The organism is Vibrio ezurae NBRC 102218 (assembly GCF_000467185.1).
GTDB classification, from domain to species: Bacteria; Pseudomonadota; Gammaproteobacteria; order Enterobacterales; family Vibrionaceae; genus Vibrio; species Vibrio ezurae.
Genome location: NZ_BATM01000005.1, coordinates 155,658 through 182,006 on the forward strand (window position 1 = coordinate 155,658; position 26,349 = coordinate 182,006).

Consider the following 26,349-nt stretch of genomic DNA (forward strand, 5'->3'; position numbering starts at 1 on the left):
CGCACAGCCTTTGCCTGTTTTGGGCAGTTTGGGTGTGCGCTAACTAATTTATCAATAGGGCGCAGATTCTACGTGAACGCATCACATAAAACAAGCCATATTTTAAAAAAATCGGCGAAAAGATAATCGCCACATAAAAGTGTGAGAATGATGCCTTTTACTGCTGTATTTAGCAACGTTTTTTAGTGTAAAATTCGACATTAATTATCATCTTAGCTACCCCTTTGTAGCAACTCAGAACCGGAAGTATCATGGACTTTAGTGCTATCCAGGACCTCACTGCCGATGACATGGCGAAAGTAGATCAAACAATCCAAGCTCAATTAAACTCAGAGGTCACTCTGATAAACCAACTGGGTTACTACATTGTCAGTGGTGGTGGAAAGCGCTTACGCCCACTCATCACCCTCCTATCAGCTCGAGCATTGGGCTACCAAGGCGAAGGTCATATCACTGCTGCAGCGTTCATTGAATTTATCCATACTGCAACATTGCTACACGATGATGTCGTCGATGAATCAGACATGCGACGCGGCAAAGAAACCGCGAATGCAGCCTTTGGAAACGCACCTAGCGTACTGGTGGGTGATTATATTTACACTCGCTCTTTCCAAATGATGACCAGCTTAGGATCATTAAGGATCCTTGAGCTAATGAGTGAAGCGGTAAACGTCATCGCCGAAGGGGAAGTTCAGCAATTAATGAATTGCAATGATGCTTCTACAACCGAAGAAAGCTACATGCAGGTGATTTACTCTAAAACGGCTCGTCTGTTTGAGTCGGCCTCTCAGTTATCCGCTATTTTGGCAGAAGCTAGCCCTGAAATGGAAACGGCCATGCAAACCTACGGTCGCCATCTTGGCACTGCATTCCAGCTCATTGATGATGTATTAGATTACACCGCTGACGGCAAAGAGATGGGCAAGAACGTGGGTGATGACCTAGCAGAGGGTAAACCTACCCTTCCATTGCTGTACGCTATGCAAAATGGCTCACAGGAACAAAAAGAGATGATTGTCGAAGCCATCGAGAAAGCCAATGGAATGGATCGACTAGAAGAAATTTTAGCCGCTATGCATCAAACTGGCGCTCTAGAATACACCACCAAAGTAGCAAATCAGGAAGCAGATAAAGCGATTGCCGCATTAGCTCAACTGGCTGACTCCCCTGAGAAACAGGCGCTTGAAGCACTGGCACACCTTGCAGTGAAACGCAGTAAGTAATCGCACTCAGCATTAATCGCCAGCACGATATCTAACAAATAAAAAAGCGGATCATCATGATCCGCATCTCGTCTCTAAGTTGTCCCGTCCTAAAACAGGTCAGTCAACTCTATTTAGCGAATGCTTCGCCTTTGCTGATATCGTTAGACAGTGTTTCTAACATGCCGTCCAAAGACGATCTTTCAAAATCACTCAGCTCGCCATAACCTAAAATCTCTTCAACGCCTTCTTTGCCTAATTTAACAGGCTGTGCAAAGAATCGAGTATGCTCACCTCTGCCTTCAACATAAGCACATTCAACGATATTGGCTTCACCTTGCAGTGCGCGTACCAGCGACAGACCGAAGCGACAAGCTGCTTGTCCCATAGACAGAGTGGCACTCCCGCCGCCCGCTTTTGCTTCAACAACTTCTGTACCGGCATCTTGAATACGAATGGTTAACCAAGACACTTCTTCACTGCTAAATTCGACACCTTCTACTTGAGAAAGAAGAGGTAGGATCGTCACACCAGAGTGGCCACCAATCACAGGCACATTGATTTTCGTTGGATCAAGTCCCTTTAATTGACCGACAAAAGTTTCTGAGCGGATCACATCCAAAGTTGTTACACCAAATAAGCGACGCTTATCGTACACACCCGCTTTTTTCAGTACATCAGCGGCAATTGCGACTGTTGTGTTAACTGGGTTAGTAATGATACCAACACACGCAGTTGGGCAAACCACTGCAATTTTTTCGGCTAAGGACTTTACAATGCCCGCATTGACGTTGAATAGATCTTCACGATCCATACCCGGTTTACGTGCAACACCTGCCGAAATTAATACAACATCTGCATCCACTAATGCTGGTGTTGGATCTTCCCCTGAGAAACCAGAGACAGTTACTGGAGTTGGTATATGACCAAGATCAGCAGCAACGCCAGGAGTTACAGGTGCAATGTCATAAAGAGCTAGATCTGAACCAGCAGGAAGGTTGTTTTTCAATAGTAGGGCTAGTGCTTGTCCAATACCACCAGCAGCTCCGATAACAGCGACTTTCATTGTGTTCTCCTTGGAAAATGTAGACGTAGTTTTGTTCCGTGATAGCTTTACCATGAAATTATAATATTTACTTTGCATTTACAATTGCGTAACTCCGCCTTTGCGACCTTACTCACTCATCAAACATTGATTCCCGTTAATGCCTGTCCTTCATCACGAATTGACACACTAAATAAGAGGTTTTGATTGAGTCACATTGCCATTACTTGGGAATGATCCCGTTCTATGAGACACTGTCCCTATTGAGGTAAAGTACTTCAGTAAACATAAAATCAATAATATGTGGAACAAGTAATGCGAAACAGCGAAAAACAGGACCGTTTAGTCCGCGAGTTCAAATCCCTTTTAAAGCAAGAACGTTTTGGCTCACAAAGTGAGATTGTTGAAGCTCTGAAACTTGAAGGCTTTGACAACATTAATCAATCTAAAGTCTCTCGCATGCTCACCAAGTTTGGGGCTGTCCGTACTCGCAATGCCAAAATGGAAATGGTCTACTGCTTACCCGCAGAACTTGGGGTACCTACCGTATCCAGCTCTTTGCGTGAATTAGTGTTGAGCATCGATTACAACAACGCCCTTGTTGTTATCCATACCGGCCCTGCTGGCGCACAACTTATCGCAAGACTTCTAGACTCTCTAGGTAAGTCTGAAGGCATTCTTGGCGTTGTAGCAGGTGACGATACTATTTTCATCACACCAACGCTTGAAATAGACACTAAGCAACTGTTTGATTCTGTTTGCGAACTTTTTGAATATGTTGGATAAACTCTAATTTGTCATACTCACAACCTGAATTTCAGGCTGTGAGTATGATCACATCCTTCTAAAATACCACTTATCTCATCACGATTCGCTAACTATTTGTTTATAAAGAACTTTATCTCATCACCCCTTATAAAAACGCCCCTTAAAGCAATTGATTTCATATCAACAACAAGTGTATGCACCCTATTTCTGATTGTTTTTTGATATGATGCAGACGCTTTTTCAACAAATCCCTTAACACTATTGAGGTTATTTTGACCGTTTCTTTAAAGCCAGACTAAGCTTAGAAGAGGCGATAAGCTCAAATAGATCACACCTTTTTAAGTGCTATAGGCATTGTAGGAGTTGGAAAAGATGCCGTTTCCATACAGGAAACCTCAACAGTACATAGAAGGCTGTTGATATGATCATGGACATAAGGAAGAAAACATCATGGCATTTAAGAAAGCAATTAAGTTTGGCGCGATTGCAGCTGCAGTTATGGGTGCAAGCGTTGTTTCTGCTCAAGAGTTCATTACTATCGGTACAGGCTCAGTAACGGGTGTTTATTACCCAACTGGCGGCGCTATCTGTAAGTTAGTTAACAAAGATCGTAACGATCATAATATTCGTTGTTCCGTTGAATCTACTGGCGGTTCGATCTACAACGTAAATACCCTTCGCTCAGGTGAGCTTGATTTTGGTATCGTACAATCCGATTGGCAGTTCCACGGCTACAACGGCACCAGTAAATTTTCAGAGCAAGGCCCATACAAAAAACTTCGTGCGGTATTCTCTCTTCATACCGAACCTTTTAACATTATCGCACGCTCGGATTCAGGTATTAACAACGTTTCTGACCTAGCAGGCAAGCGCGTTAATATCGGTAACCCAGGTTCAGGTGACCGTGCAACGATGAGCGTTGTAATGGACGCGATGGGCTGGACTAACGACAGCTTTAAACTGGCATCGGAGCTTAAAGGTTCTGAACGTTCTCAAGCTCTGTGTGATAACAAGATTGATGCATTCATCTATATGGTGGGCCATCCAAATGGTTCAATTAAAGAAGCAACCACTTCTTGTAATGCGAAGCTTGTCCCTGCTACGGGTCCACAGATCGATAAGATCGTAGCGGACAATCCATACTATGCCTATAGCACAGTCCCAGCGGGTATGTATCGCGGTACAGACATCGATGTGAAAAGCTTCGGTGTTGCTGCAACCATGGTAACAACCTCTGACGTTTCTGACGAAGTCGCCTATACCGTAGCAAAAGCGGTATTTGAAAACTTTGATGTTTTCAAACGTCTACACCCTGCCTTCGCTAACCTGAAAAAAGAAAACATGGTTAAAGATGGTATCTCAATTCCGCTGCACCCAGGCGCAGTGAAGTACTACAAAGAAGTCGGTCTGCTTAAATAAGCATTGACTAGACGGCAATCGGTAATTAATTCCGGTTGGCATAAGGAGGCTTCGGCCTCCTTTTCAAACTTTTTATAGTATTAGGGGAATATCCTCCAACTAGCCAATGCCCCATTTCAGTTGGGACTTTTTGTTTGCCACCATTTATGGCAACGCCCCTCTATTATTGTCATTTTTTTGGCTAGTATTTCCGCTCGGTCTAGCGGTATGAGTTACTGCTATATAGTCCAAGCTTAGGGTCAACAGAATTAGGATACACTAATGACACATTCAACGACTCCGTCTCAAGAAGCTCAAGATATCGTCGCCCAAGCCGATACAGGAGCCCGCAATCCCTTCGGAATTGCGGGAAAGATTCTCTGGGTTGTACCGCTATGCTGGTCACTATTCCAGTTATGGTATGCCTCACCGCTACCGTTTATTTTTAACTTTGCCATATTAAACGATACCGAAGCTCGCTCTATACATTTGGCTTTCGCTATCTTCTTAGCCTTTACCGCTTACCCAGCAATGAAACGCTCCCCTAGAGACAGAATTCCTGTCGTTGATTGGGTTCTGGCGTTAGTCGGTAGCTTATCGGCCGCTTATATTTATCTGTTTTACACCCAACTCGCAGGACGCTCTGGCGCACCCACCTCTTTTGATATTGTGGCTGCCGTAACCGGAATGGTATTGCTACTTGAAGCAACACGTCGCGCATTAGGTCCACCACTGATGGTGGTCGCCGCAGTATTTCTGCTGTACACCTTTGGCGGTCCACATATGCCTGACGTTATTGCGCATAAAGGGGCGAGCTTAAACAAAGCAATGTCGCATTTATGGCTGACAACCGAAGGGGTTTTCGGCATTGCACTGGGCGTTTCTACCTCTTTTGTTTTCCTGTTTGTATTGTTTGGCGCCATGCTAGAGCGCGCAGGAGCAGGTGCTTACTTCATTAAAGTGGCCTTCTCATTGCTTGGTCATATGCGCGGAGGCCCAGCCAAAGCGGCCGTCGTCGCCTCTGGGCTTTCAGGGTTAGTCTCTGGCTCTTCGATTGCAAACGTTGTCACCACGGGGACTTTCACCATACCACTGATGAAGCGAGTGGGCTTTCCGGGCACCAAAGCGGGCGCGGTAGAGGTTGCCGCTTCAACCAATGGCCAGTTGACGCCACCCATTATGGGCGCGGCGGCGTTTCTGATGGTGGAATACGTCGGAATATCCTATGTCGAAGTGATTAAAGCGGCGCTCTTGCCGGCGTTAATCTCTTACATTGCTCTTATCTATATCGTGCATCTGGAAGCCTGCAAAGCAGGAATGCAAGGACTGCCACGCCGACATACACCCACCAAACTGCAAAGCCTCACTTCCTTTGTCGGCACCATTTTAGGCTTATGTGTGATCAGTGCTGCGGTTTATTACGGCATTGGCTGGACCAAAGATGTGTTTGGCGCTGCTGCAACACCTATTGTAACCGTAGCGTTATTGCTGAGCTATATTGGCCTTGTTCGAGTGTCATCTCGCTATCAAGAGCACGCAGAAATGGACCCAGAGCTCACAGAAATTCCAGATGTTGGCCCTACGGTAAAATCAGGACTGCACTTTCTACTGCCTATCGTAGTGCTTGTTTGGTGCTTAACCGTAGAACGCTTTTCTCCGGGTTTATCGGCATTTTGGGCGAGTGTGTTTATGATTTTTGTCTTGCTCACTCAGCGTCCATTGATGGATCTGTTTAACAAGCAAAACAACACCTTTGCCGCTTTCAAACTGGGCGTACACGATCTACTGGAAGCTTTAGTATCTGGCGCTCGTAATATGATAGGCATTGGCGTAGCAACGGCGGCGGCAGGTATTGTGGTGGGCGTAGTGACCCTTACCGGTATTGGTTTAGTGATGACTGACTTTGTCGAGTTCATCTCTGGCGGCAACATCATTATGATGCTTCTCTTTACCGCTATTATCAGCCTGATACTGGGAATGGGACTGCCAACCACCGCCAACTACATCGTGGTCTCAACCTTAATGGCTCCGGTTATTGTCACCCTTGGCGCCGCTCACGGGCTGATCATTCCGCTTATTGCCGTGCACTTGTTTGTGTTCTATTTCGGTATTCTTGCCGATGATACACCGCCTGTAGGCTTAGCCGCCTTTGCCGCGGCTGCGATTGCTAAATCCGATCCGATTCGCACCGGTATTCAGGGCTTTACCTACGATATACGAACCGCAATTTTGCCGTTTATGTTTATCTTTAATACTCAACTATTAATGATGGGTATCGACAGTTGGTGGCACTTATTACTTACGGTACTTTCCGCCATTACGGCGATGTTGCTGTTTTCTGCTGCCACACAAGGATGGTGGTTTACGAAGAATAAATGGTGGGAAACCATCGCTTTATTACTACTGACTTTTACCTTCTTCCGACCGGGTTTTTGGTGGGATCAAATCTATCCAGCCAAGATAGAAGTACCCGCCTCAGAAATCTCACAAGTAGTGCAGCAGATGCCTGTTGGGCAAACACTGGAAATGCGTGTCGCAGGTGAAAATATCGAAGGAAAGTTCATTGCTAAAACTGTGCGCCTGCCTTTTGATGATCATGCTGTTTCTGCCGAAGATCGTATCTCATCAATGGGCTTAATGCTGTCTCGAAATGACGATAATGTCATCGTCGACATGGTGGAGTTTGGCAGTCCCGCAGAGGCTTCTGGAATTGATTTTGATTGGCAAATCAAACATATCATTCAAAAGGCTGAACGCCCAATGAAAGAGTGGGTATTCTTACCTGCGCTTATTTTAGTGATATTAATGGGGTTAAATCAAAAACGACGCATATCAAGGCAGTCAATCGCCACTTAACTTGATTTCGCTCAATGCCCCATAGCCTGCACTATGGGGCAATAGGCGTGACACAATATCAAGAGCACTTCTCATGTATAAACAGATCTTAGTTCCCGTTGATTTAAATGAAAAAGGCTTCAGTGACAAAGCGCTAAAAGCTGCGATTTGGCATGCAAAGCAAAGCAATGCACAACTGCACCTTTTAAATGTATTGCCCGGGGTTCATATGTCTATGGTCGCCACTTACTTTCCCCTAGATGCCATGAAAGACATGAAAAAAGATGTGGAAGCACAATTGCGTTCTTTCGCCGATAATTTCATTGATCCAGAATTGGTGTACCACGTGCATATTGCAGAAGGGAAGCCGTATACCACTATCATAGACTATGCAGAAAAGCTCGGTGCGGACTTAATTGTAATGCCAAGCCATAAGCGTTCAAAGATTGATAATGTCGTACTGGGTTCAGTAGCAACCAAAGTCGTTCATAACTCTCCAGTCAATGTCTTAGTCATCAAACCGCAAGGCTAATTGTGAGTATGCAAGCACCAAACCAATAGTTGGTGCTTGTTATTTTATGGCTTTGATAAGCCAAAATTACACCACTCTATTGACCGACTTTCCAGCCACGAATTGCTCAATATTATCGCAGAGAATCTCAACTAAGCGCTGCAATGCAGAATCACTTCCCCAAGCCACATGAGGGGTTAGAAGCAAATTAGGCAATGAGATATTAGCTAATAGAGGATTTGAATTATCCGCAGGCTCCTGAGTAAATACATCCACTCCTGCCCCAGCAATCTCACCCAGTTTTAGCGCCTCAATCAAGTCAGACTCATTGACTAAACCACCACGCCCAGTATTGATCAGCACCGCCGTTGATTTCATTAGTTGCAGCTCAGCCGAGCCTATCAAATTGGTGGTCGATTCCGTTAACGGGCAATGTAAAGAAACAATATCAGCTTGTTGCAGTGCCTGAGCAAACGGAACATAGCCTTGTTTATTCACTAGCTCACCCTTGCGAGCAGTAAAGATCACCTGCATCCCTAAAGCACGTGCTAAGGTCGCGACTCCTTGTCCTAAATTACCACTGCCTACGATTGCAATGGTTGACCCTGCAATATCGGTAATAGGATGAGTGAAGAAGCAAAACTGTTTGTCGCGTTGCCAAACACCTTGAGCAATATCTTGATGATAAGCAAATAGATTGCGCTTGAGAGCAAAGATCATTGCGATCACATGCTCAGGCACCGATTGAGTGGCGTAACCTTGAATATTGCATACTGCGATTTGCTGTTGACGACAGTAATCCAGATCGACGTTATTGGTGCCCGTTGCTGACACTGCGATCAATTTGATCTTTGGGTGTTTATTTAAAATATCTGCATTCAGCACAACCTTATTGCTAATCACAATATCAGCGTCTTGTAGGCGCTCTTCGACTTGCAGTGGCGAAGTGTAGTCGTATTCTACCCAATGGTGCGGAAAGTTCAGTGTGCGAACAGGGACGTGTGCAGGGATAGTTGCCCTATCTAAAAAGACAACGTTAGGTAACGACTGTGGCATGCAAAATCCTTAATGTTTAGGCAAAGTTTTGTAATCAGGCAGCTCAGGTTCTGCTAAATAGAGCTCTAATACTAACGGTTTTGCCTCAGGATAAAAGTCGCATGGCACAAACATACTGACTAATTTATTGTCTTTCGGATGATAAAAGCTGAGCTCTGTGGAGTGCAATTGCAAGCGTTCTGAAAACGCCCGTGCTTCGCCCTCGGCATAAAACTCATCACCCACAATGGCATGTCCCATCTCACTCATATGCACACGCAGTTGGTGTGAACGCCCAGTAATAGGTAAGAGGCGAACAATGCAGGTCTGCGCTTCTTGTTGGACTTTTTGATAGTCGGTACGTGATGGTTTTCCGTCTTGCGTACACACTTTCTGTCTCGGGCGATTCGGCCAATCACAGATAAGAGGCAAATCGACAATGCCTTCTTTTTCTTCTAATTCGCCCCATACGCGAGCGTAGTAGATTTTATGAGTTAATCGATATTGAAACTGCTTCTTGATGTGTCGCTCTGCCTCTTTTGTTAGAGCGAACAACATCAAACCAGAAGTGGCCATGTCCAAGCGGTGTACCACTTGAATTTCAGGATACTCCACCACCAAACGACTCCATAAGCTGTCGTAATGCTTCGCTTCCCGTCCAGGAACCGACAATAAGCCCGCAGGTTTATTTGCCACCAAGATATAGTCATCTTGATACACAATATCAATCCAAGGGTCTGTGGGTGGATTGTACTCAATCATGGCCATGTTCTATTCCACTCTAATTGTGAGAAACAACAATTAAGCGCAATGAATCCAACTGGATTTGCGCTTGAGAGATGAAGCCTTCTAATTCGGTGATTTGCTGTTCAATCACCTGAACTTCTTCGTCACGAATATTTGGATTCACCGCTTTTAGTGCCAACAGTCTTTCAAGCTCCGCGCTTAGGCTGGCTTTCATTTCGGCATTGGCTTGCTGTTTCACTTGCTCATGCTTAGGCAGTATCGCTTCATCACCTTTGGCAATTAACGCTTGAACTTGAGCTTGTACCGAAGTCACTAGCTTGCTCGCCATATGGCGGTTGATAGGGCTTAATTGACGGTTAAAGCTATCAAACTCAACTTGCGCAGAAAGATCATTACCTTTGCCATCTAACATCAATCGAATTGGCGTTTGCGGTAAGAAGCGAGCGATACCACTGCGTTTAGGCGCTTGAGCATCCACCAGATAAACCAACTCTAACAACATGGTACCAACGGGTAGCGCTTTATTTTTTAACAACGAAACCGCCGATGCACCCACCCCTTCACTTAATAATAGATCAATGCCGCCTTGGATCATTGGGTGCTCCCAAGACATAAAGTTCATGTCTTCACGAGACAGCGCAGTATCACGATCAAAGGTAATAGTGGCACCATCATATGGAAGCCCCGGATAACTAGGCACTAACATATGTTCCGACGGAGTCACAACAAGTGCATTTTCACCCTTATCATCTTGGTTTAAACCAATACAATCAAATAAGCTCAACGCGAAGCTAACAAACTGAGTGTCGTTATCTTTGGCCGCAATTTTTTCCACCAACTCTTGAGCGCGTTCGCCACCATTCGAGTGCATCTCTAATAAACGATCACGGCCATGTTCTAGGTCTTGTTTTAACTGTTGATTAATTTTCACAGACTGCGCAATGACATCATCCAACGCGGCGCTATCACCTGTTGCGATCATCTCAGTTAATTCGTAAGAAAATTGTTCGTAAACGGTTCGGCCTGTAGGACAGGTTTCAGCAAACGCATTTAAACCTTCGTTGTACCAGCGTGCTAATACGCTTTGCGAGCTACCTTCAAGATAAGGTACAAATACATCAATATCTGAATTCTGACCGATGCGGTCCAAACGTCCAATACGTTGTTCTAGAAGATCAGGGTTGAAGGGTAAATCAAACATAACCAGTTGGTTCGCAAACTGGAAATTGCGACCTTCTGAGCCAATTTCTGAACAAATCAACACCTGTGCCCCGCCGTCTTCTTGAGCAAAATACGCGGCGGCTTTATCGCGCTCAATAATCGACATTCCTTCATGGAATACCGTAGCGCGGATACCTTCACGCTCACGCAATGCTTGCTCAAGTTGCAAGGCTGTAGCGGCTCTTGATGCGATCACTAAGATCTTATCGGAACGTTTTTCTTTTACCTTTTCAATCAACCAATCCACGCGACTATCAAACTGCCACCAAGAACCTGAGTCACCCAGTTCTTGGAACACCTCTTCTGGGTAGAGCATGATGCCCGCTTGTTTTTCTAAGGATAAATCGACATTGAATATCTTAGACACTTTAATCGCACGCACGTATTGCTCAGGCATTGCCATCGGCAATAAATGTACGCGACGCTCAGGGAAGCCTTTAATCGCAGCGCGAGTATTACGGAACAATACGCGTCCAGTTCCATGACGATCCATCAGGTTATCAACCAACTCTTGTCTGGCTAACGCTTGTTGCTCGGGGTGCTGCTCATCGGAAATTGCTTTGAAGATAGGCTCAACATCTTGCTCTGATAACAGCTCGGTTATCTGGTTTTTTGCTTCGTTAGGCAATGGTTGCCCTGACAGAAGTTGGCTCACAGCCTCCGCAACAGGTGCATAGTTGTCTTCTTCATCAACAAAGCTTTGGTAATCGTAAAAGCGGTCTGGATCTAACAAACGAAGACGTGCAAAGTGGCTTTCACGACCCAGTTGCTCAGGGGTTGCGGTTAACAGTAATACTGCGGGTATTTTCGAGGCTAAAGATTCAACCGCTAAATAGCCGGCACTTGGCGCATCGACACTCCACTCTAAGTGGTGAGCTTCATCAACCACCAGCAAATCCCAGTCGGCTTCTAGCGCTTGTTGATGACGTTTAGCGCTGTTTTTTAAGAAGTCTAATGAACACAAAACTAACTGCTGAGTATCAAAAGGATTGGCCGCATCTGCATAAGCTTCAATGCAGCGCTCTTCATCAAAGACGGAGAAATGCAGGTTGAAACGACGCATCATTTCGACCAACCATTGGTGAGTCAGAGTTTCTGGCACAACAATTAAAATTCGCTCAGCGCGACCGGCCAACACTTGCTGATGGATGATCATGCCCGCTTCAATGGTTTTACCTAAACCAACTTCATCGGCCAATAATACACGCGGAGCGTAACGACGACCGACTTCTTGGGCAATGAATAGCTGATGAGGAATCAAGCCAGCACGCATACCTGTGAGGCCGCGTAGAGGGCTTTTATGTTGCTTGTATTGATTGTTCAATGCGTGATAACGCAGTACAAAGTTGTCCATGCGGTCAATTTGTCCAGTGAACAATTTGTCTTGCGGTTTATTGAATCGAATTTGGTGGCTTAAAAATATTTCTCTAAGCTCAACGCCTTGCTCGCCGGTATCTTCTCTTGTACCTGTATAGCAAAGCACGCCTTTGTCTTCGGTTACGTCAGTCACCACCAGTGACCAACCTTCATGCGCTTCAATGGTATCACCAACGGCAAACGTAACGCGCGTGATTGGAGCATCGCTGATGGCATACAGTCGCTCTTCTTCCGAGGCGGCAAACATTAAGGTAACCGTTCGGGCATCTATTGCCACTATCGTTCCTAGCCCTAAATCACTTTCTGTATCACTAATCCAACGTTGACCAATCGCAAATGCCATTCAGCTAAAACCCTTTTATCAATTTAACTCTAACAATAGTAGAAGAAATCTAGGCAAATTTACCTAAGTTTCCTGCCAGAAAAAGGGCGTAATCATAGTACATTGCGGCATTAGGAGCACGAAAAACCTTGTCTATACTGGGTATAAATCGTGCAATCAAACTGTCAACGAAATGAAACTAAACTAGACTAAAAATAGAAGGGGTAAACGATATCTATTCGTGCTCTCTTCATCAGTCTAGCAATCTGAATATTGAGAACACTTAGGTTTCACAACATCAAATAAGCACAGGAGCCGCTTATGGATGATAGAAAGCGTAAGATTTTTGTACTCGACACCAATATCCTACTTCATGAACCGCACGCCATTTTTTCCTTTCAAGAACACGACGTCGTCATCCCAATGACGGTACTTGAAGAACTCGACCGCATCAAAGACAGTAAACGAGATGTTGCTCGCGATGCGCGCATTGCTATTCGCACATTGGAAGACATTTTCAAAGAAGCCACCCCAGAGCAAATATCAGAAGGCATTCGCTTTAACACCGAAGCCAAATCAACGGGCACCTTAGCCATATTGGCCGACTTTGAACTGCACGAAACGGTCAAAGCATTTGCTGACAAAGCCGGTGACAATCGAATTTTAAATGCGGTTATCCATCTGCAAAAAAAGAGTGCCTCTCGAGATGTGGTTCTAGTCACTAAAGACATCAATATGCGCTTGCGAGCCAAGGGAGCAGGAGTTCGTTACGTTGAAGATTATCGCACCGACCAATTAATTGATGACGTGCAGTATTTAACTAAAGGGTTCGTCCAGTGCGAGGGCAACTTTTGGGACAAAGTCGATGAGGTTAACTCCATTGCATTAGCCGGAAAAACCCATCATCTAGTGCATCAATCGACCATAGAGCAGCCATATATCAATCAGTATGTGCTGGATACCGACAGTGACTTTGCCACTCGCGTCACTCGCATTGAAGAAGAATCCATCACCTTAAAAGATCTCGGACGAGATAAATTAATGAGTCGCCGCGCTTGGGACATTAAACCGAAAAACATCTATCAAGGCATGGCGCTAAATGCCCTACTCGACCCTGACATCGACTTAGTCATCCTAACGGGCGCAGCAGGTAGTGGTAAAACTCTATTGGCGATGGCGGCGGCATTGGAGCAGTCCGTTGAACAAAAGATGTTTGATAAAATCATCGTCACTCGCAACACCCCTGAAATTGGCGAATCGATTGGCTTTTTACCGGGCAATGAGGAAGAGAAAATGTTGCCATGGCTGGCGGCTGTCACCGATACCTTGGAAGCACTGCATAAAAACGATCACTGCACTGAGGGCTCACTCAGGTACATCTGTGACAAAGCCAATATTCAGTTTAAATCCATCAACTTTATGCGTGGACGCTCCATTCAAAATGCCTTTGTGTTACTCGATGAGTGTCAAAACCTGACCGCTTCGCAGATCAAAACCATCATCACTCGTTGTGGTGAAGGGACAAAAATTGTCTGCTCAGGAAACTTAGCGCAAATAGATTCACCGTATTTAACTCCAGTAACATCGGGGCTGACTTACATGGTTGAGCGCTTTAAAAACTTTGAAGGTTCGGCCAACGTGCACTTAAACGGTGTCGTGCGCAGTCGCTTGGCAGAGTTTGCAGAGGAAAATCTGTAATTTTTTTAGTTAGGCGTAAGAAGCTAGGACTCAGGGGAAACTCTGAGTCCTAGTTAAATAAGATTACTGACGTCTATCGTAACCCCAAGGTTGCACTAAATCTTGCGCAACCCCAACATGGTCGAGCACCCGCGCCACCATAAAGTTCACTAAGTCTTCTATAGTTTGTGGCTGATGATAAAAACCAGGTGCGGCCGGCATAATGGTTGCCCCCATCTTAGACAGTTTGAGCATATTCTCTAAATGTAAGGTCGAAAATGGCGTTTCTCGCACCACCAAAATCAATTGCCCACGCTCTTTAAGCACCACATCCGCAGCGCGTTCAATAAGATTATCCGACATGCCGTGCGCAATAGAGGCAAGACTGCCCGCCGAACAAGGACAAACAATCATTTGTTTAGGCGCGGCTGAGCCCGACGCTACTGGAGAAAACCAATCTTCCTTGCCACACACCACCAGCAGAGCTTCATCGCACTCTAGATGGGTTACAAGCGCAGATTTAATGGCATCTGGGCCACTTGGAAGCTTTAGGTTGTGCTCCGTCGCTAAAACGACTCTGGCCGCCGACGATATCAAGAAATAAACTCGATATTCTGCATCCAATAGTTTTTTTAGCAAAGCTAACCCATAGGGAGCTCCCGAAGCCCCCGTCATCGCTAAAGTGATGCTTTTTTGTGGCGCATTTATTGGCATGAATGACCCGCCGCCTGTAAAGCGTCTAATAGTTTATTATGTATGCCTTCAAAGCCACCGTTACTCATAATAAGGATATGATCGCCACTACGAGCCTCAGCCACGAGCTCTTTTACTATGCTATCCACTGAATCTGAGGTAAACGTGCTTTGAGAGCATTGTGCCGCTACCTCCTCTACCGACCATTCAATGGTATCGGGCTGATAAAGGTACACTTTATCCGCGAGCCCTAATGAGGCGGCGAGAGTATCTTTGTGTACGCCCATTTTCATCGTGCTTGATCTCGGCTCTAGTACAGCTAAGATTCGTTGTTCACCCACTTTATTGCGTAGACCATCGAGCGTCAGCTCTACGGCTGTAGGGTGGTGAGCAAAATCGTCATAGACGGTAATGCCATGCACTTCGCCTTTCAGCTCTAAACGACGCTTAGTATTAATAAAGCGAGCCAAAGCCTCACACGCTAAGTCAGGTACAACCCCCACATGACGAGCAGCAGCAATCGCCATCAGCGCATTATTCACATTGTGGTCCCCGACGAGATCCCACTGAACTTCACCCACTTTTTTCTGTTCAAAATACACATCAAAGTGGCTGCCATCAGCTTGACGTTTTTTGGCTTGCCAATCTTTATGTGTAAACTCAGTCTCACTCCAGCAGCCGCGAGATAGCACATCACTGAGTGCTGAGTCATCCGCAGGAGCGAAAACACGCCCAGTACTAGGGACCGTTCTCACTAAGTGATGAAATTGACGTTTGATGGCTTCCAAATCGTCAAAAATATCCGCATGGTCAAATTCAAGGTTATTCATGACCAAGGTGCGTGGATGGTAATGCACAAACTTGGAGCGCTTATCAAAAAACGCACTGTCGTATTCATCGGCCTCAACCACAAAGAACATACTCTTGCCAAGGCGAGCCGACTGACCAAAGTTGCCCAAGACACCTCCGACCAAAAAACCCGGTTCATAACCACATGCATCGAGAATCCATGACAGCATACTAGAGGTGGTCGTTTTACCGTGCGTGCCTGCTACAGCTAATACCCAGCGATCTTGCAGTAAGAAATCTTGCAACCATTGTGGGCCTGACGTGTATTTCAGATTATTATCCAACACATATTCAACACAAGGATTGCCACGGCTCATCGCATTACCTATCACGACAAGGTCGGGACGGGGTTCTAGCTGCTGAGGATCATAGCCTTGAATAATCTCAACCCCTTCTGATTCTAGAAGTGTGCTCATTGGCGGGTAAACATTGGCATCACTGCCTGTCACTTTATGACCCAGTTGCTTTGCCAGTACCGCGGCGCCTCCCATAAAGGTGCCACAAACCCCAAGTATATGAATATGCATAACTTTCCCGTTATCTTTGCGTGGTGACGCTATTTTTGCGTGCAGAAATAGGCCGTATCAACTGATTCTAACCAGATTCTGGACACGAACCCATACAATTCCAAGTGATTAAAGTCAGAAAATTGTGAAATAGATCGGTTACTTTACGTGTCTTAATATGTTTTGTGCTGTATATTTGCCTAAAAAAAGAACTTGTCATACAAATAAACGGAATCCCCCATGTCCAATTTAAGAACGTTAGGTGAATTTATTGTAGAGAAGCAGAATGACTTTCCTGCTGCCAGTGGTGAATTATCGTCACTACTCTCTTCTATTAGTCTTGCTGCTAAGCTAGTTAACCGTGAAATCAATAAGGCTGGCCTTGTTGACATTACCGGTGCTGTTGGCGCAGAAAACATTCAAGGTGAAGCACAGCAAAAACTTGACGTGTTTGCGAACGATAACTTTAAGGCTGCTCTTGAAGCTCGTGACCAAGTTTGTGGTATTGCAAGTGAAGAAGAAGACCAAGCGGTTTCTTTTGATAAAGAGCAAAACCAAAACGCAAAATATGTTGTACTAATGGACCCTCTTGATGGTTCAAGCAACATTGATGTAAACGTTTCTGTTGGTACTATCTTTTCTATCTACCGTCGTATTTCACCAATTGGTTCTCCAGCTCAAGAAGAAGATTTTCTACAGCCTGGTACAGAGCAAGTCGCATCGGGTTATGTAATCTACGGTTCTTCAACCATGCTCGTTTACACAACAGGTGCTGGTGTTCACGGCTTTACGTATGACCCTTCTATTGGTGTTTTCTGTCTGTCTCATGAAAACATGACTATCCCTCAAGATGGATTCATCTACTCTATCAACGAAGGTAACTACGCGAAATTCCCACTTGGTGTGAAGAAGTACATCAAATACTGCCAAGTAGAAGATACTGAAACTCAGCGTCCATATACTTCTCGTTATATCGGTTCTCTAGTATCGGACTTCCACCGTAACTTGCTAATGGGTGGCATTTTCTTGTACCCAAGCACTCGCTCTTACCCTAAAGGTAAGCTACGTCTTCTTTACGAGTGCAACCCAATTGCATTTTTGATGGAGCAAGCTGGCGGTAAAGCAACTGACGGTGTACAACGTATCATGGAAATTAAACCAACTGAACTGCACCAACGTGTTCCGTTCTTTACTGGTTCAAACTCAATGATCGATACATTGCATGAGTTTATTAAGCAAAACCCTGACGAATATTAATCTGCGGTCTGCTTGACCCAAATTAATTGACTGCTATCAAAGCCAAGCTCTTCTGCTTGGCTTTTAAATTTCTGCTGTATCTCAAGACTCACCTGCGGTGTTCGAGATAGTAGCCATAAATAAGAATGATCTGGGCCTGAGATAAACGCGTAATCGTAGTGTTCTTTTTCTAATTCAAACACAATATACGAACCATAAAACGGGCCAAAAAAAGACACCTTTAAATAGCCCTGATGGGTTGGGCCGACAAAATAGGCTTTGCCTTCCGCGCTTGTCCATTCTTTGTCAGACGAAGAATAGCCACGATTGATAACCCTAACACCACCATCTTCTCGCATAGAATAGTTCGCGGTAACCTGAGTCAATCCACGCTCAAAAGAATGGTCAAGACGAGCAATCTCATACCAAGTGCCCAGATAGCGCTGCAACGCAAAATCTTGGACAGGTTCTACCTTTTCAGGCTTACCTACACAACCAAATAAAACGGTACAGCTCAGTAGTGTTATCCATAGTTTCATCGTACTTCCTTGTCAGATAAGCATGTTTAAGCATAGCGCGACTTATCGTTAACTAGTTACGCAAATTCCAATCCCCAGATTCGATCGCAGTGCCCAATTCAGTGCCTTGATAGAGATAAATCCATGCCTCTCCAAAAGGTGTTTCAATACTCTCTCTGCGATATTCAATCGGGATATCTTCCAAAATATCAAGTTTGGCAAGCACTTCATCACTGACTCTATACACTTCACCTGTAATGCTGCTGTGGCCTTCAACGATGCCAGGGTAAGCTGAAAAATCATATAACGAATATTGGGCGGGCGTTTCATACACCCCCAGCAAATCACTGCCTTGTAAAAGGTGATGATTCGACTCTCCTTGTCTTAAGGTTCCGTAAACAAAAACTAAATGCTGCATACCCTCATCCTGTGTCTATGACTAATCAAATTCAAACTGATATAACAAATCCACTGCGCTATCTGTACCCGAGACTAACTCTAAGTAGAGATCTTTCATCAAGCGATAGCGGAATGTAAACTCACCAATAGATTCAAAAATCCCCACACCATACTTCACCTGCAATCCAGGTAAGATATAGCCACTTACCGTGACCTGTGAGTCATCTCCACTACCTGCGGTATCTAACTGCAAATCGCTCACGCCAAAGGCTTCACCAATTTCACCAACCACTCGTCCACTGCGGGCTAAACTCAGTCCAATCAACGCTGTGGTCATGGCATTCCCCCCTGATTCACTATCAAGGTCTTGCCCTCTTAGTATGTAGGACAATGCATTGGCTTGCGGCATAGAAGGCTCAGAGAACACTTCCACACTCGGCTCATCGGCTGGCCCTGTTACTTTAATCCCTGCAATCACATCGTCTTCGGTATTGTCTGGATTACGAATCGCTTTAATGGATAAGTATGGCAGATCTGCAGGGCCATTAAACTGAACTTTACCTTCTTGGATAATTAAGTCTTGGCCAAAGGAACGATATTTACCATCCACGATATTCACTTCACCAAGGATAAATGGCGCATTATTCTTCTGCGAAACATTCATTTCGCCCACCAGCCCACCTTTTAGACCAAAGGCACTGAGTAAGAAGTCATTCCCAATAATGACTTTGATGTCCGTCTTAATCTTGAATGGAAATTTAGAGCTTTCTTCCAATGGTTTAAGATCTTTGTTCACAATCACCTCATCAGAAGAGACTGAAATCGCCGATGGCGGAAGTTCTTCAACGGTAATTCGTCCCCAAGGCAAACGTACTTCACCTTTTACATCGATTAATCCCGGGGACATCGCGACATGGATATCAGGCTCTACTTTTGCTTTAACCATAGGGGGAACTTCTACCAATAGCTGGTTAGCTGACAAATCTAAATGAGCTTTCCAATCCTCAATGTTTTGCCAGTTTCCTCCCCCTTTCATTAATAAATCGCCGTCTTTAGTCTTAATGGTGGAGTCTAATTTACCTTGATAACCCGAGAACTGAGCAATGACCTGACCTCCGGTAACATCCACTGGGCTGATATCACCGGTTGCAATGATGTTTTCTACTTTGAAATCACCAAACACTTGTGGTTTCTTCACTGGGCCTTTTAACTGAATGTCAGAGTTAATATCTGCGGCCACCTTACTAAACTCGCCAAATAAAGGCGCAAGCATGTCTAAAGTGATTTTCTGAAGCTGCAAGCGGGCATCGATCTGCTTGTCTTGCTTAGACGCTTTATCTAATTCAACCCTACCCTTCACTGCGCCATTGTCGGTAAGATCAATATTCCAATCGGCTTTTAAGTCATCTTTTAGCAGGCTAGCATTCACGTCGATGCGGTCCCAGCCAACCACCAGCGGGCGGTCAAGTTGCTGTGTTACGCTACCTTGCGGAAGATCCACTTGCATTTCTAGCTCCGGCAAAGCTTTTGCCGACCATTTTGCTCGTACTGTGGCGTCCACACTCCCGACTACCGTAATGTCTTTAGGGATTAAACTCGCGACTTGAGAAAAATTAAAGCCCTGAATACTGGCAAAGACTTCTCCTCCAGATTGAGCGGCATTAACGTCTTTGTCTAAACAGAGTTTTGAGTCTGCTTGTAGCCAGCAATGCGCTTCAACAAAGACGCTTTGTTTGTTGCCGTCGTACGCCAATTTGGGGCTATGATCGACAACCCACTCCCCTTGCACTGTCGTTAAGCTGGCATTTTGTAATTCGCCTTTCCATTGAATGCCTTGTTTGGTGTCCAGCGCCCCTTGAACAGCAAAGCCCCCTTGCAGCACATCAGAGTCAATACTAAATTGAGCGCGGTGATCTTGTTCTGAACCACTAAAGCTGAACTCACTGCGCTTCACTTTTTGTTCTAAGTGCTGCACGCCAGTCACGACAAGATCAAGACTTCCTTTAGGTGCAGGAAGCGGAATGACGTCTCCTTTTAAGGAAACTGAAGCCACGCTTAATTGGTCTAACCAAGCAATACGAGTCGCATTCACATCCGCAATAATTTCAGGGGTAGCAAACGCACCTCTGACCTTAATCAATCCTATCGCTTTACCAGAGGCATCTGGCACTGTATTTCGGATTTCGGGAATATCCAGCTTGGTATCAATATTCCAGTTCTGATCTAGGTTGCCAGAAATTCGAATGTTGTTTTGTCCATGCGCTACCACAATCCCCGGCGTATTGACCCTAAAGTCCCCTTGTCCTGAGATATCTTTCGCTTGTAAGACACCGTTAATATTCAATGGGTAGTTACGGAAAATGCCGTCAATATCGAGATGAGAGAGTTCAGCTTCCCAGCCACCTTTTACCGGCAATCGGCCCGTTGTTGCGATGTCGCCACTGATATCACCTTCGGCATTTGGCCAGTAACTTCCCGGCTGAATATGCTGCAGATTTAACTTAGCGTCCCAATTAATTGGAGCGGCCCAATTCAGTAGTACTTGACCACCGACAACGCCTTTGAGAGTTTCAAGATGGATTTTTTTAAGATCTATTTGTTCTAAATTGCCATTACCTGTTACCGCTAAATTGACATTGGGTATCTGTTTACCTTGTGCTGCGACTTGTAAATCAAGCACGTATTGACTCAAGGAACCTTTCGCCTGCAAGCGGGCCAGTTGCGCTTTATAGTCAGCCTCACCACGCAATGGCCATTGCACTTTGGTGTTGGTTAAATCGATATCAAAAGGAATGTTAGGGTCTAATAGCTTAAGTTCTGCGTCTAGATCGGCCACGGCCAAATCTCTTAGCCCTGCCTTTAAATTAAGATCAGCAGCACTGCCTTTAGCATTTAAGAAGAAAGATTGTCCTGCCAATGTGGTTTGTTTTATTTTCGCATCCATATCCAGCGTCAAAGGGTAGTCCCCTTTAAGCTCTGCTGCGGCATCTAAATTCAAATCCAGTTGTGGCATCACCAATTCAAATTGCTGGACCACTACATTATTGCCATGTGCTGCACCGACTAAATGCGCACGATTGATCTCAACATTGGGCTCAGCCACTTTAAAATCGGTCACCGTGATGTCTTGTACCGTCGCGCTAAGTGGTATCCATATTTCAGGCAACACGATATTGATATCAGTTGCAGCGGCGGGCGCTTTCTTCGCCGCTACTGGCGCAGGGGAAGCATCTTTACTTGGCGCGAGGGTGACTCTGCCACCATCAAAAATAGTCGGGGTTAAGGTCAGGTTGTCAAAGCGCATATTGGCGCCACTTTCAAACGTTTTCCAAGCAACTTTATTGCCTAAAACATCAAGTGACACATGGTTAAAGTACAAACGCTCAATGTTGAGGCCTAAGCCAAAGGGCAATGAAATGCTGGTCAAAGGTTCGCTAGGCTCTTCGCTCACCTCTTCACTTACCGGTAATTGCGCCAACGAGAAATTCGCACCTTCAACGCCTAATGTCTTAATACACACCTCAGCCTGCACAAGACAATGCAATTGTATATCAAGCTCTAATTTATCGGCTTTCAATAACGCCGTTAAATCCGGATTATCGTATTGAATACCATGCAATTGAAAATCCGTTAACAGCGCCCCTTCGGTACTTTCCACCTTAAGTTCTGGGACAAATTTTTCAGCCGTCCACAAAATGCTATTTAAGCCAGGGTTGGTAAATAACAAGCCCCATAGCAAAATGATGATCAATAAAATGAGCGCCAATACACCTAATGATAAATGCGTTAGGGTCCACAGAATTCGACGCCACAATGGGCGCTTTTTCTTCTTCGTGTTCTTAGCCGCACTTGTTGCTACATCAGAAGGGGCTTTGGGGTCTTGCTGCTTTGAATCTGTCATAGTTATAACTCCGGACCCAAACCAAAGTGAATTTGGAACTTATCAGCCCCTTCATCAGCATCTAAACCAAAGGCGAAATCGAGCCTAACAGGACCGACAGGAGATGCCCAGCGAATACCAATACCAGTACCGGTTTTCCACTCTGGAGTTTCATTCCAAGCATCGCCATAGTCCACAAATGTCGCAAGCCACCAATCACCATAGACTCTATATTGATATTCTAAGCTAGTGGTGGCCATATACTTGGCCCCCGTGAGTTTATTTTTACTGTCTTTTGGTGAGATAGATTCATACTTATAACCACGAAGGTTATTGTCACCACCAGCAAAAAAACGTAATGATGGCGGAAGGTCATACACTGAATCTGTAAAGTTAGCACCGCCACCAACATAAAATATTCCGCGATGGTTCTTCTTATAGCTACGAATCCAAGTGGTTCTGCCTAAAACCCTTAATACCCGAGTTTGTGAAAATAGCGCTGGATCACCGTATTCAAACGTAATGGATTGTTTATCCCCCCACGTAGGCATTGGACCACCTCTAGTGCGCGTTTTTGAAAACGATACACCGGGTAATAACATGGTAAATTGGTCTTCTTGAGAGCCTTGCGTAAAGTCTTCATTTAATAAACGAATAAAGAGCGTTCGGTGCCAACCACTATCAAATGCCCAATGTCGCTCAAGACCCAAGCTGGATTCAAAACTAGTGGTATCATTGTTATCTAGGTGCTTCATACCATATTGAATACGATAGTATTCATGCAGTACATCTTCTAAAGGGATCTTGTATCCCACCACGATCTCTTGTTCAGGCTTAGACAAAGAAAAACTACTGTCAAAGCTATGCCCTTGAGGGTTTAACCAAGGTCGTCTCCAACTCAATGAACCTCGAACACCCACATCAGTTGAATAACCAATCCCCGTCTCCACTTGATGACGAGATTGTGGAGACAATTGAATGGTCATCGGTAGCTCCCGATTGCCGTCACCAACCTTGCTGAGATCGGGTTCGACATAGACGCTGGAAAACCAAGATGTACTGGATAGATTTTGGTTGAGTTGACCGATTTTACTGGCGAGATAAGGATCGCCTTCTTCAAACGGGACTAAAGAATAGACTCGATTTTCTTCTATTTGCGAGCCTAAAATCTTGGTCGGTCCAAAGTGGTATCGAATACCACTTTCATAATGTAAATGAATAAAAGCCTTATTTAATTCAGGAGCAATCTCTAAACGTGTCGTACTAAAATCACCCTCAAAATAGCCTCGCTTTAAGGCTAAGTTACGCAATCCAGATTTAAGTGCATCATAATCACCGTGGTTCAGCCTTTTGCCTTTTTGCAATGGACTTGACTTAATTAGGCGAGTAAATGCAGGATCGTCTTTCGCTTCACCACTCACGGCAATATCAACGGTATCAATGACCACAGGCTCACCAAGAGTGACATCGACATTCAACTCTTGGTCTTTTTCATTTGCCGTAAAGTGAAGAACAGGATGGTAGTAACCTAAAGCTCTAACAGCTTGAGTAATGCTGTCTTCAACACGAGACTGAAAACGAAGGGAGGTTGAATAGTCCTCTTCGGGAATGGCAGACAAATACGCCTCAACGTTATCTTCGACCTCACTAGAAAGACCGTTAACGTTAAGAGTAGCCTCTGCTCGACTCATTTGACTGACAGCCAAAAGGACAAAAGCGATAAATATCCGTATTACTCGTTGATTCATTTTTGAATGATTACTGTACTTCCTGTACGAAACAGATGTAGGCAGAAAATTCCCTTATGGTCGACTAATGCTAATCAAAGTCATAAACGTATCGCTCTGATTGGTAAAAGTAGTATAAAGGATTGATCCGTGATAAAAAATTTAAAAAACACTTACTTTTACTAGGAGAGCATATGTTTGATAAACATACCATGATTTCAAAAGAAGACGCGTTACCTGGGCGTAAAAATTCGATGGTTAAGTTGGCTCCTCATTTTGTCAATCATACGGATTTGACCGCACCACCAGCAAAAGGTTGCCAAAAGATTTTGCTCGGATTAGGCTGCTTTTGGGGAGCAGAACGCCTCTTCTGGAACACTCCCGGAGTCATTTCAACCTCTGTGGGTTATAGCGGCGGCTATACACCAAACCCAACTTATGAAGAAGTCTGCACCGGACAAACAGGACACGCCGAAGTCGTCAACGTTATCTTTGATCCGCAACAAATCTCACTGGATGACTTACTGCAAGTGTTCTGGGAAAAACATGACCCGACACAAGGTATGCGTCAAGGCAATGATGCGGGAACACAATATCGCTCCGTTATCTACGTATACGACGATGAACAAAAGCGTATCGCAGAGGCTTCACTAGACACTTACCAACAACGCTTGATTCAAGCAGGTAAACTGGGAATAACCACTGAAATTGCCTTTGCTGGCCCTTACTATTTTGCCGAAGAATACCACCAGCAGTATCTTGCAAAAAATCCTGAGGGCTATTGCGGCCTCGGCGGCACTGGCGTTTGTTTCCTGAAATAGACACAATACGGCACTTGGCAGGTGTAAATAAATCCACTTCCCATATACTTAAGACAAACTCCCACTTTCTCGGCCTCGCCGAGCAATGGATATTCACACAATAACGGATTAAAACATGCAAATTAAAACCCTATTAGCAGCACTTGCGATCACTGTACCTTTTTCTTCTTGGGCACTGAACTTGCCTACCGGAAAAACCGTACCCGCAGTGAATGTTTCTAGCTTTGGAGAAGTCATAGCCAAAAGTGATGATATAACATATCATCAGTGGGATTCAGCAAGCATGATTGGCAAAACGCGCGTAATCCAAGCTATCGCAGGACGTTCTGCGGCCAAGGCGATTAATAAGCCAATGATAGATGCGATTATTGCGGCTGATTTTCCAAAGGATAAGTATCAAACGACCACAATTGTGAATCAAAATGATGCTATCTGGGGTACCAGCTCTTTTGTGAAATCCAGTGCAGAAGATAGCAAGCGTGATTTTCCATACTCTTCTATTGTGTTAGATAAAAATGGTGCGGTTGCGAAAGCATGGGATCTTGAACCGAAGAACTCGATGATTGCCGTACAAGGTAAGAATGGAGAAATCCTTTGGGCTAAAGATGGAGAGTTAACACCTACAGAGATACAGCATGTGATCTCTTTGGTGAAAAACGATCTATAAACCCACCCCATATTGGTTTTGCTGTCTAATTAAACTCTATATGTTGATAAGTCGCTCAATAAATACAGCGTGTATCGCATAGAAATATGAATGAAAACTACCAACGTTATAGTACGTTGACATTACATCTATAGGTAATTAGAACGATGATAAAAGCGATTAAACCACTATTTTTCTCTCTAAGTGCTCTTACGATAGCGGTCACCTCTATCTCAGCTCATGCTGAAGAGCACTTCCGTCAACACAGTGCACATGTGCACGGTAGCGTTGAACTGAATATCGCTCAAGACGGTCACGATCTTTTAGTTGAAATCCGCGCTCCAGGTGCCGATGTTATTGGTTTTGAGCATATGCCAAAAACCAAAAAACAACATGCTGTATTTGACCAAGCTATGGCTCACTTAAACTCTGCTGACTCCATTTTAAAAATCAGTGAAGCCGCCGGTTGTACAATAACGGCAAAAGAAATAACACCAGCCCTATCCGGTGGTGAGCATGACGAACACGATCATGAAGGTCATGACCACGATAAACATGACCATCATGCTCATAAAGACCATGACCACGATCATCATGACCATAAAGGCCATGACCACCACGAACACGATCATCATGACCATAAAGGCCATGACCACCATGAGCACGATCATCATGACCATAAAGGTCATGACCACCATGAACACGATCATCACGACCATGAAGGTCATGGACATGGTCAATTTAATATTGCATACGAATATCAATGTAAAGATATGAGTAAGCTTACTCAGATTGAAACAAATTGGTTCAATCTGTTTAGTGGCACAAAAGTGATTCATGCAAACTTGCTTACAGACTCAGCTCAACTTGCTACTGAGCTAACTAAAGGCAATGCTGTGATTAAACTTTAGTTTCTATGGTCACTACTCTTGTAGT

At 44.7% G+C, this 26,349-nt stretch carries 20 protein-coding genes; 10 read left to right on the plus strand and 10 right to left on the minus strand.

Annotated elements, in window-relative coordinates; genetic code table 11:
- Window positions 1–251: 251 nt before the first annotated feature.
- Entirely contained in the window at window positions 252–1,223 is a 972-nt protein-coding gene (gene ispB, locus VEZ01S_RS02700) for an octaprenyl diphosphate synthase (protein WP_021712475.1), read from the plus strand.
- 109 nt (window positions 1,224–1,332) lie between these two features.
- On the opposite strand, the gene mdh is transcribed toward ispB, so the two are convergent.
- The gene (gene mdh, locus VEZ01S_RS02705; RefSeq protein ID WP_021712476.1) at window positions 1,333–2,268 is read right to left on the minus strand and encodes a malate dehydrogenase; all 936 of its coding nucleotides are present in this window, start codon (window positions 2,266–2,268) and stop codon (window positions 1,333–1,335) included.
- Window positions 2,269–2,562: 294 nt separating this feature from the next.
- Between mdh and argR the strand changes: the two genes are divergently transcribed.
- The 4 genes from argR to VEZ01S_RS02725 all read left to right on the plus strand — a co-directional run bounded on the left by argR (window position 2,563) and on the right by VEZ01S_RS02725 (window position 7,780).
- Window positions 2,563–3,033 (plus strand): transcriptional regulator ArgR, encoded by a 471-nt coding sequence (argR, locus tag VEZ01S_RS02710; protein WP_021712477.1) that lies wholly within the window; start codon window positions 2,563–2,565, stop codon window positions 3,031–3,033.
- A gap of 432 nt (window positions 3,034–3,465) precedes the next feature.
- Complete coding sequence (locus VEZ01S_RS02715; protein ID WP_021712478.1) at window positions 3,466–4,434, plus strand: TAXI family TRAP transporter solute-binding subunit; 969 nt, start codon at window positions 3,466–3,468, stop codon at window positions 4,432–4,434.
- 261 nt (window positions 4,435–4,695) lie between these two features.
- Window positions 4,696–7,269 (plus strand): TRAP transporter permease, encoded by a 2,574-nt coding sequence (locus VEZ01S_RS02720; RefSeq protein ID WP_021712479.1) that lies wholly within the window; start codon window positions 4,696–4,698, stop codon window positions 7,267–7,269.
- 73 nt (window positions 7,270–7,342) lie between these two features.
- Window positions 7,343–7,780 (plus strand): universal stress protein, encoded by a 438-nt coding sequence (locus tag VEZ01S_RS02725; protein WP_021712480.1) that lies wholly within the window; start codon window positions 7,343–7,345, stop codon window positions 7,778–7,780.
- Between the two features lie 66 nt (window positions 7,781–7,846).
- Here VEZ01S_RS02725 and VEZ01S_RS02730 read toward each other — a convergent pair whose 3' ends face one another.
- The 3 genes from VEZ01S_RS02730 to rapA are packed head-to-tail and all read right to left on the minus strand — an operon-like array spanning window position 7,847 to window position 12,482.
- Complete coding sequence (locus tag VEZ01S_RS02730) at window positions 7,847–8,815, minus strand: D-2-hydroxyacid dehydrogenase (protein WP_021712481.1); 969 nt, start codon at window positions 8,813–8,815, stop codon at window positions 7,847–7,849.
- Between the two features lie 9 nt (window positions 8,816–8,824).
- Window positions 8,825–9,562 carry a bifunctional tRNA pseudouridine(32) synthase/23S rRNA pseudouridine(746) synthase RluA gene (rluA, locus tag VEZ01S_RS02735; protein WP_021712482.1) on the minus strand — a complete coding sequence of 246 codons (738 nt, stop codon included), beginning with the start codon at window positions 9,560–9,562 and terminating at the stop codon, window positions 8,825–8,827.
- A gap of 13 nt (window positions 9,563–9,575) precedes the next feature.
- Window positions 9,576–12,482: an RNA polymerase-associated protein RapA gene (gene rapA, locus VEZ01S_RS02740; RefSeq protein ID WP_021712483.1), complete on the minus strand. Its 2,907-nt coding sequence runs from the start codon at window positions 12,480–12,482 to the stop codon at window positions 9,576–9,578.
- 300 nt (window positions 12,483–12,782) lie between these two features.
- Here rapA and VEZ01S_RS02745 point away from each other — a divergent pair, with 300 nt between their 5' ends.
- A complete protein-coding gene (locus VEZ01S_RS02745) occupies window positions 12,783–14,159 on the plus strand; it encodes a PhoH family protein (RefSeq protein ID WP_021712484.1) in 1,377 nt (458 codons plus the stop codon).
- A gap of 63 nt (window positions 14,160–14,222) precedes the next feature.
- Here VEZ01S_RS02745 and VEZ01S_RS02750 read toward each other — a convergent pair whose 3' ends face one another.
- Together VEZ01S_RS02750 and mpl are read right to left on the minus strand one after the other, a co-directional pair.
- Entirely contained in the window at window positions 14,223–14,852 is a 630-nt protein-coding gene (locus VEZ01S_RS02750) for a flavin prenyltransferase UbiX (RefSeq protein WP_021712485.1), read from the minus strand.
- Window positions 14,843–16,207, minus strand: a complete 1,365-nt coding sequence (gene mpl / locus VEZ01S_RS02755; protein WP_021712486.1) for a UDP-N-acetylmuramate:L-alanyl-gamma-D-glutamyl-meso-diaminopimelate ligase — start codon at window positions 16,205–16,207, stop codon at window positions 14,843–14,845. Before mpl ends, VEZ01S_RS02750 begins: the two co-directional genes overlap by 10 nt.
- A gap of 219 nt (window positions 16,208–16,426) precedes the next feature.
- Here mpl and fbp point away from each other — a divergent pair, with 219 nt between their 5' ends.
- The gene (gene fbp, locus VEZ01S_RS02760) at window positions 16,427–17,443 is read left to right on the plus strand and encodes a class 1 fructose-bisphosphatase (protein WP_021712487.1); all 1,017 of its coding nucleotides are present in this window, start codon (window positions 16,427–16,429) and stop codon (window positions 17,441–17,443) included.
- On the opposite strand, the gene VEZ01S_RS02765 is transcribed toward fbp, so the two are convergent.
- Genes VEZ01S_RS02765 through tamA form a run of 4 tightly spaced genes read right to left on the minus strand, consistent with a single transcriptional unit; the run spans window position 17,440 to window position 23,967 of the window.
- On the minus strand, window positions 17,440–17,961 hold the full coding sequence (locus VEZ01S_RS02765; protein ID WP_021712488.1) for a lipocalin family protein: 522 nt from the start codon (window positions 17,959–17,961) through the stop codon (window positions 17,440–17,442). The two genes, fbp and VEZ01S_RS02765, sit on opposite strands and share 4 nt — an antisense overlap.
- Before the next feature lie 52 nt (window positions 17,962–18,013).
- Entirely contained in the window at window positions 18,014–18,358 is a 345-nt protein-coding gene (locus VEZ01S_RS02770; protein WP_021712489.1) for a gamma-glutamylcyclotransferase family protein, read from the minus strand.
- Window positions 18,359–18,379: 21 nt separating this feature from the next.
- A complete protein-coding gene (gene tamB / locus VEZ01S_RS02775) occupies window positions 18,380–22,240 on the minus strand; it encodes an autotransporter assembly complex protein TamB (RefSeq protein ID WP_021712490.1) in 3,861 nt (1,286 codons plus the stop codon).
- A gap of 2 nt (window positions 22,241–22,242) precedes the next feature.
- Window positions 22,243–23,967, minus strand: coding sequence for an autotransporter assembly complex protein TamA (gene tamA, locus VEZ01S_RS02780; protein ID WP_040889943.1), 1,725 nt, complete (start codon window positions 23,965–23,967; stop codon window positions 22,243–22,245).
- Window positions 23,968–24,140: 173 nt separating this feature from the next.
- Between tamA and msrA the strand changes: the two genes are divergently transcribed.
- The 3 genes from msrA (at window position 24,141) to zrgA (ending at window position 26,324) form a co-directional block, all read left to right on the plus strand.
- Window positions 24,141–24,767 carry a peptide-methionine (S)-S-oxide reductase MsrA gene (gene msrA, locus VEZ01S_RS02785; protein ID WP_021712492.1) on the plus strand — a complete coding sequence of 209 codons (627 nt, stop codon included), beginning with the start codon at window positions 24,141–24,143 and terminating at the stop codon, window positions 24,765–24,767.
- A gap of 115 nt (window positions 24,768–24,882) precedes the next feature.
- Entirely contained in the window at window positions 24,883–25,434 is a 552-nt protein-coding gene (locus tag VEZ01S_RS02790) for a YtfJ family protein (RefSeq protein WP_021712493.1), read from the plus strand.
- A gap of 146 nt (window positions 25,435–25,580) precedes the next feature.
- Entirely contained in the window at window positions 25,581–26,324 is a 744-nt protein-coding gene (zrgA, locus tag VEZ01S_RS02795; protein ID WP_021712494.1) for a zinc uptake protein ZrgA, read from the plus strand.
- The last annotated feature ends 25 nt before the right edge of the window (window positions 26,325–26,349 follow it).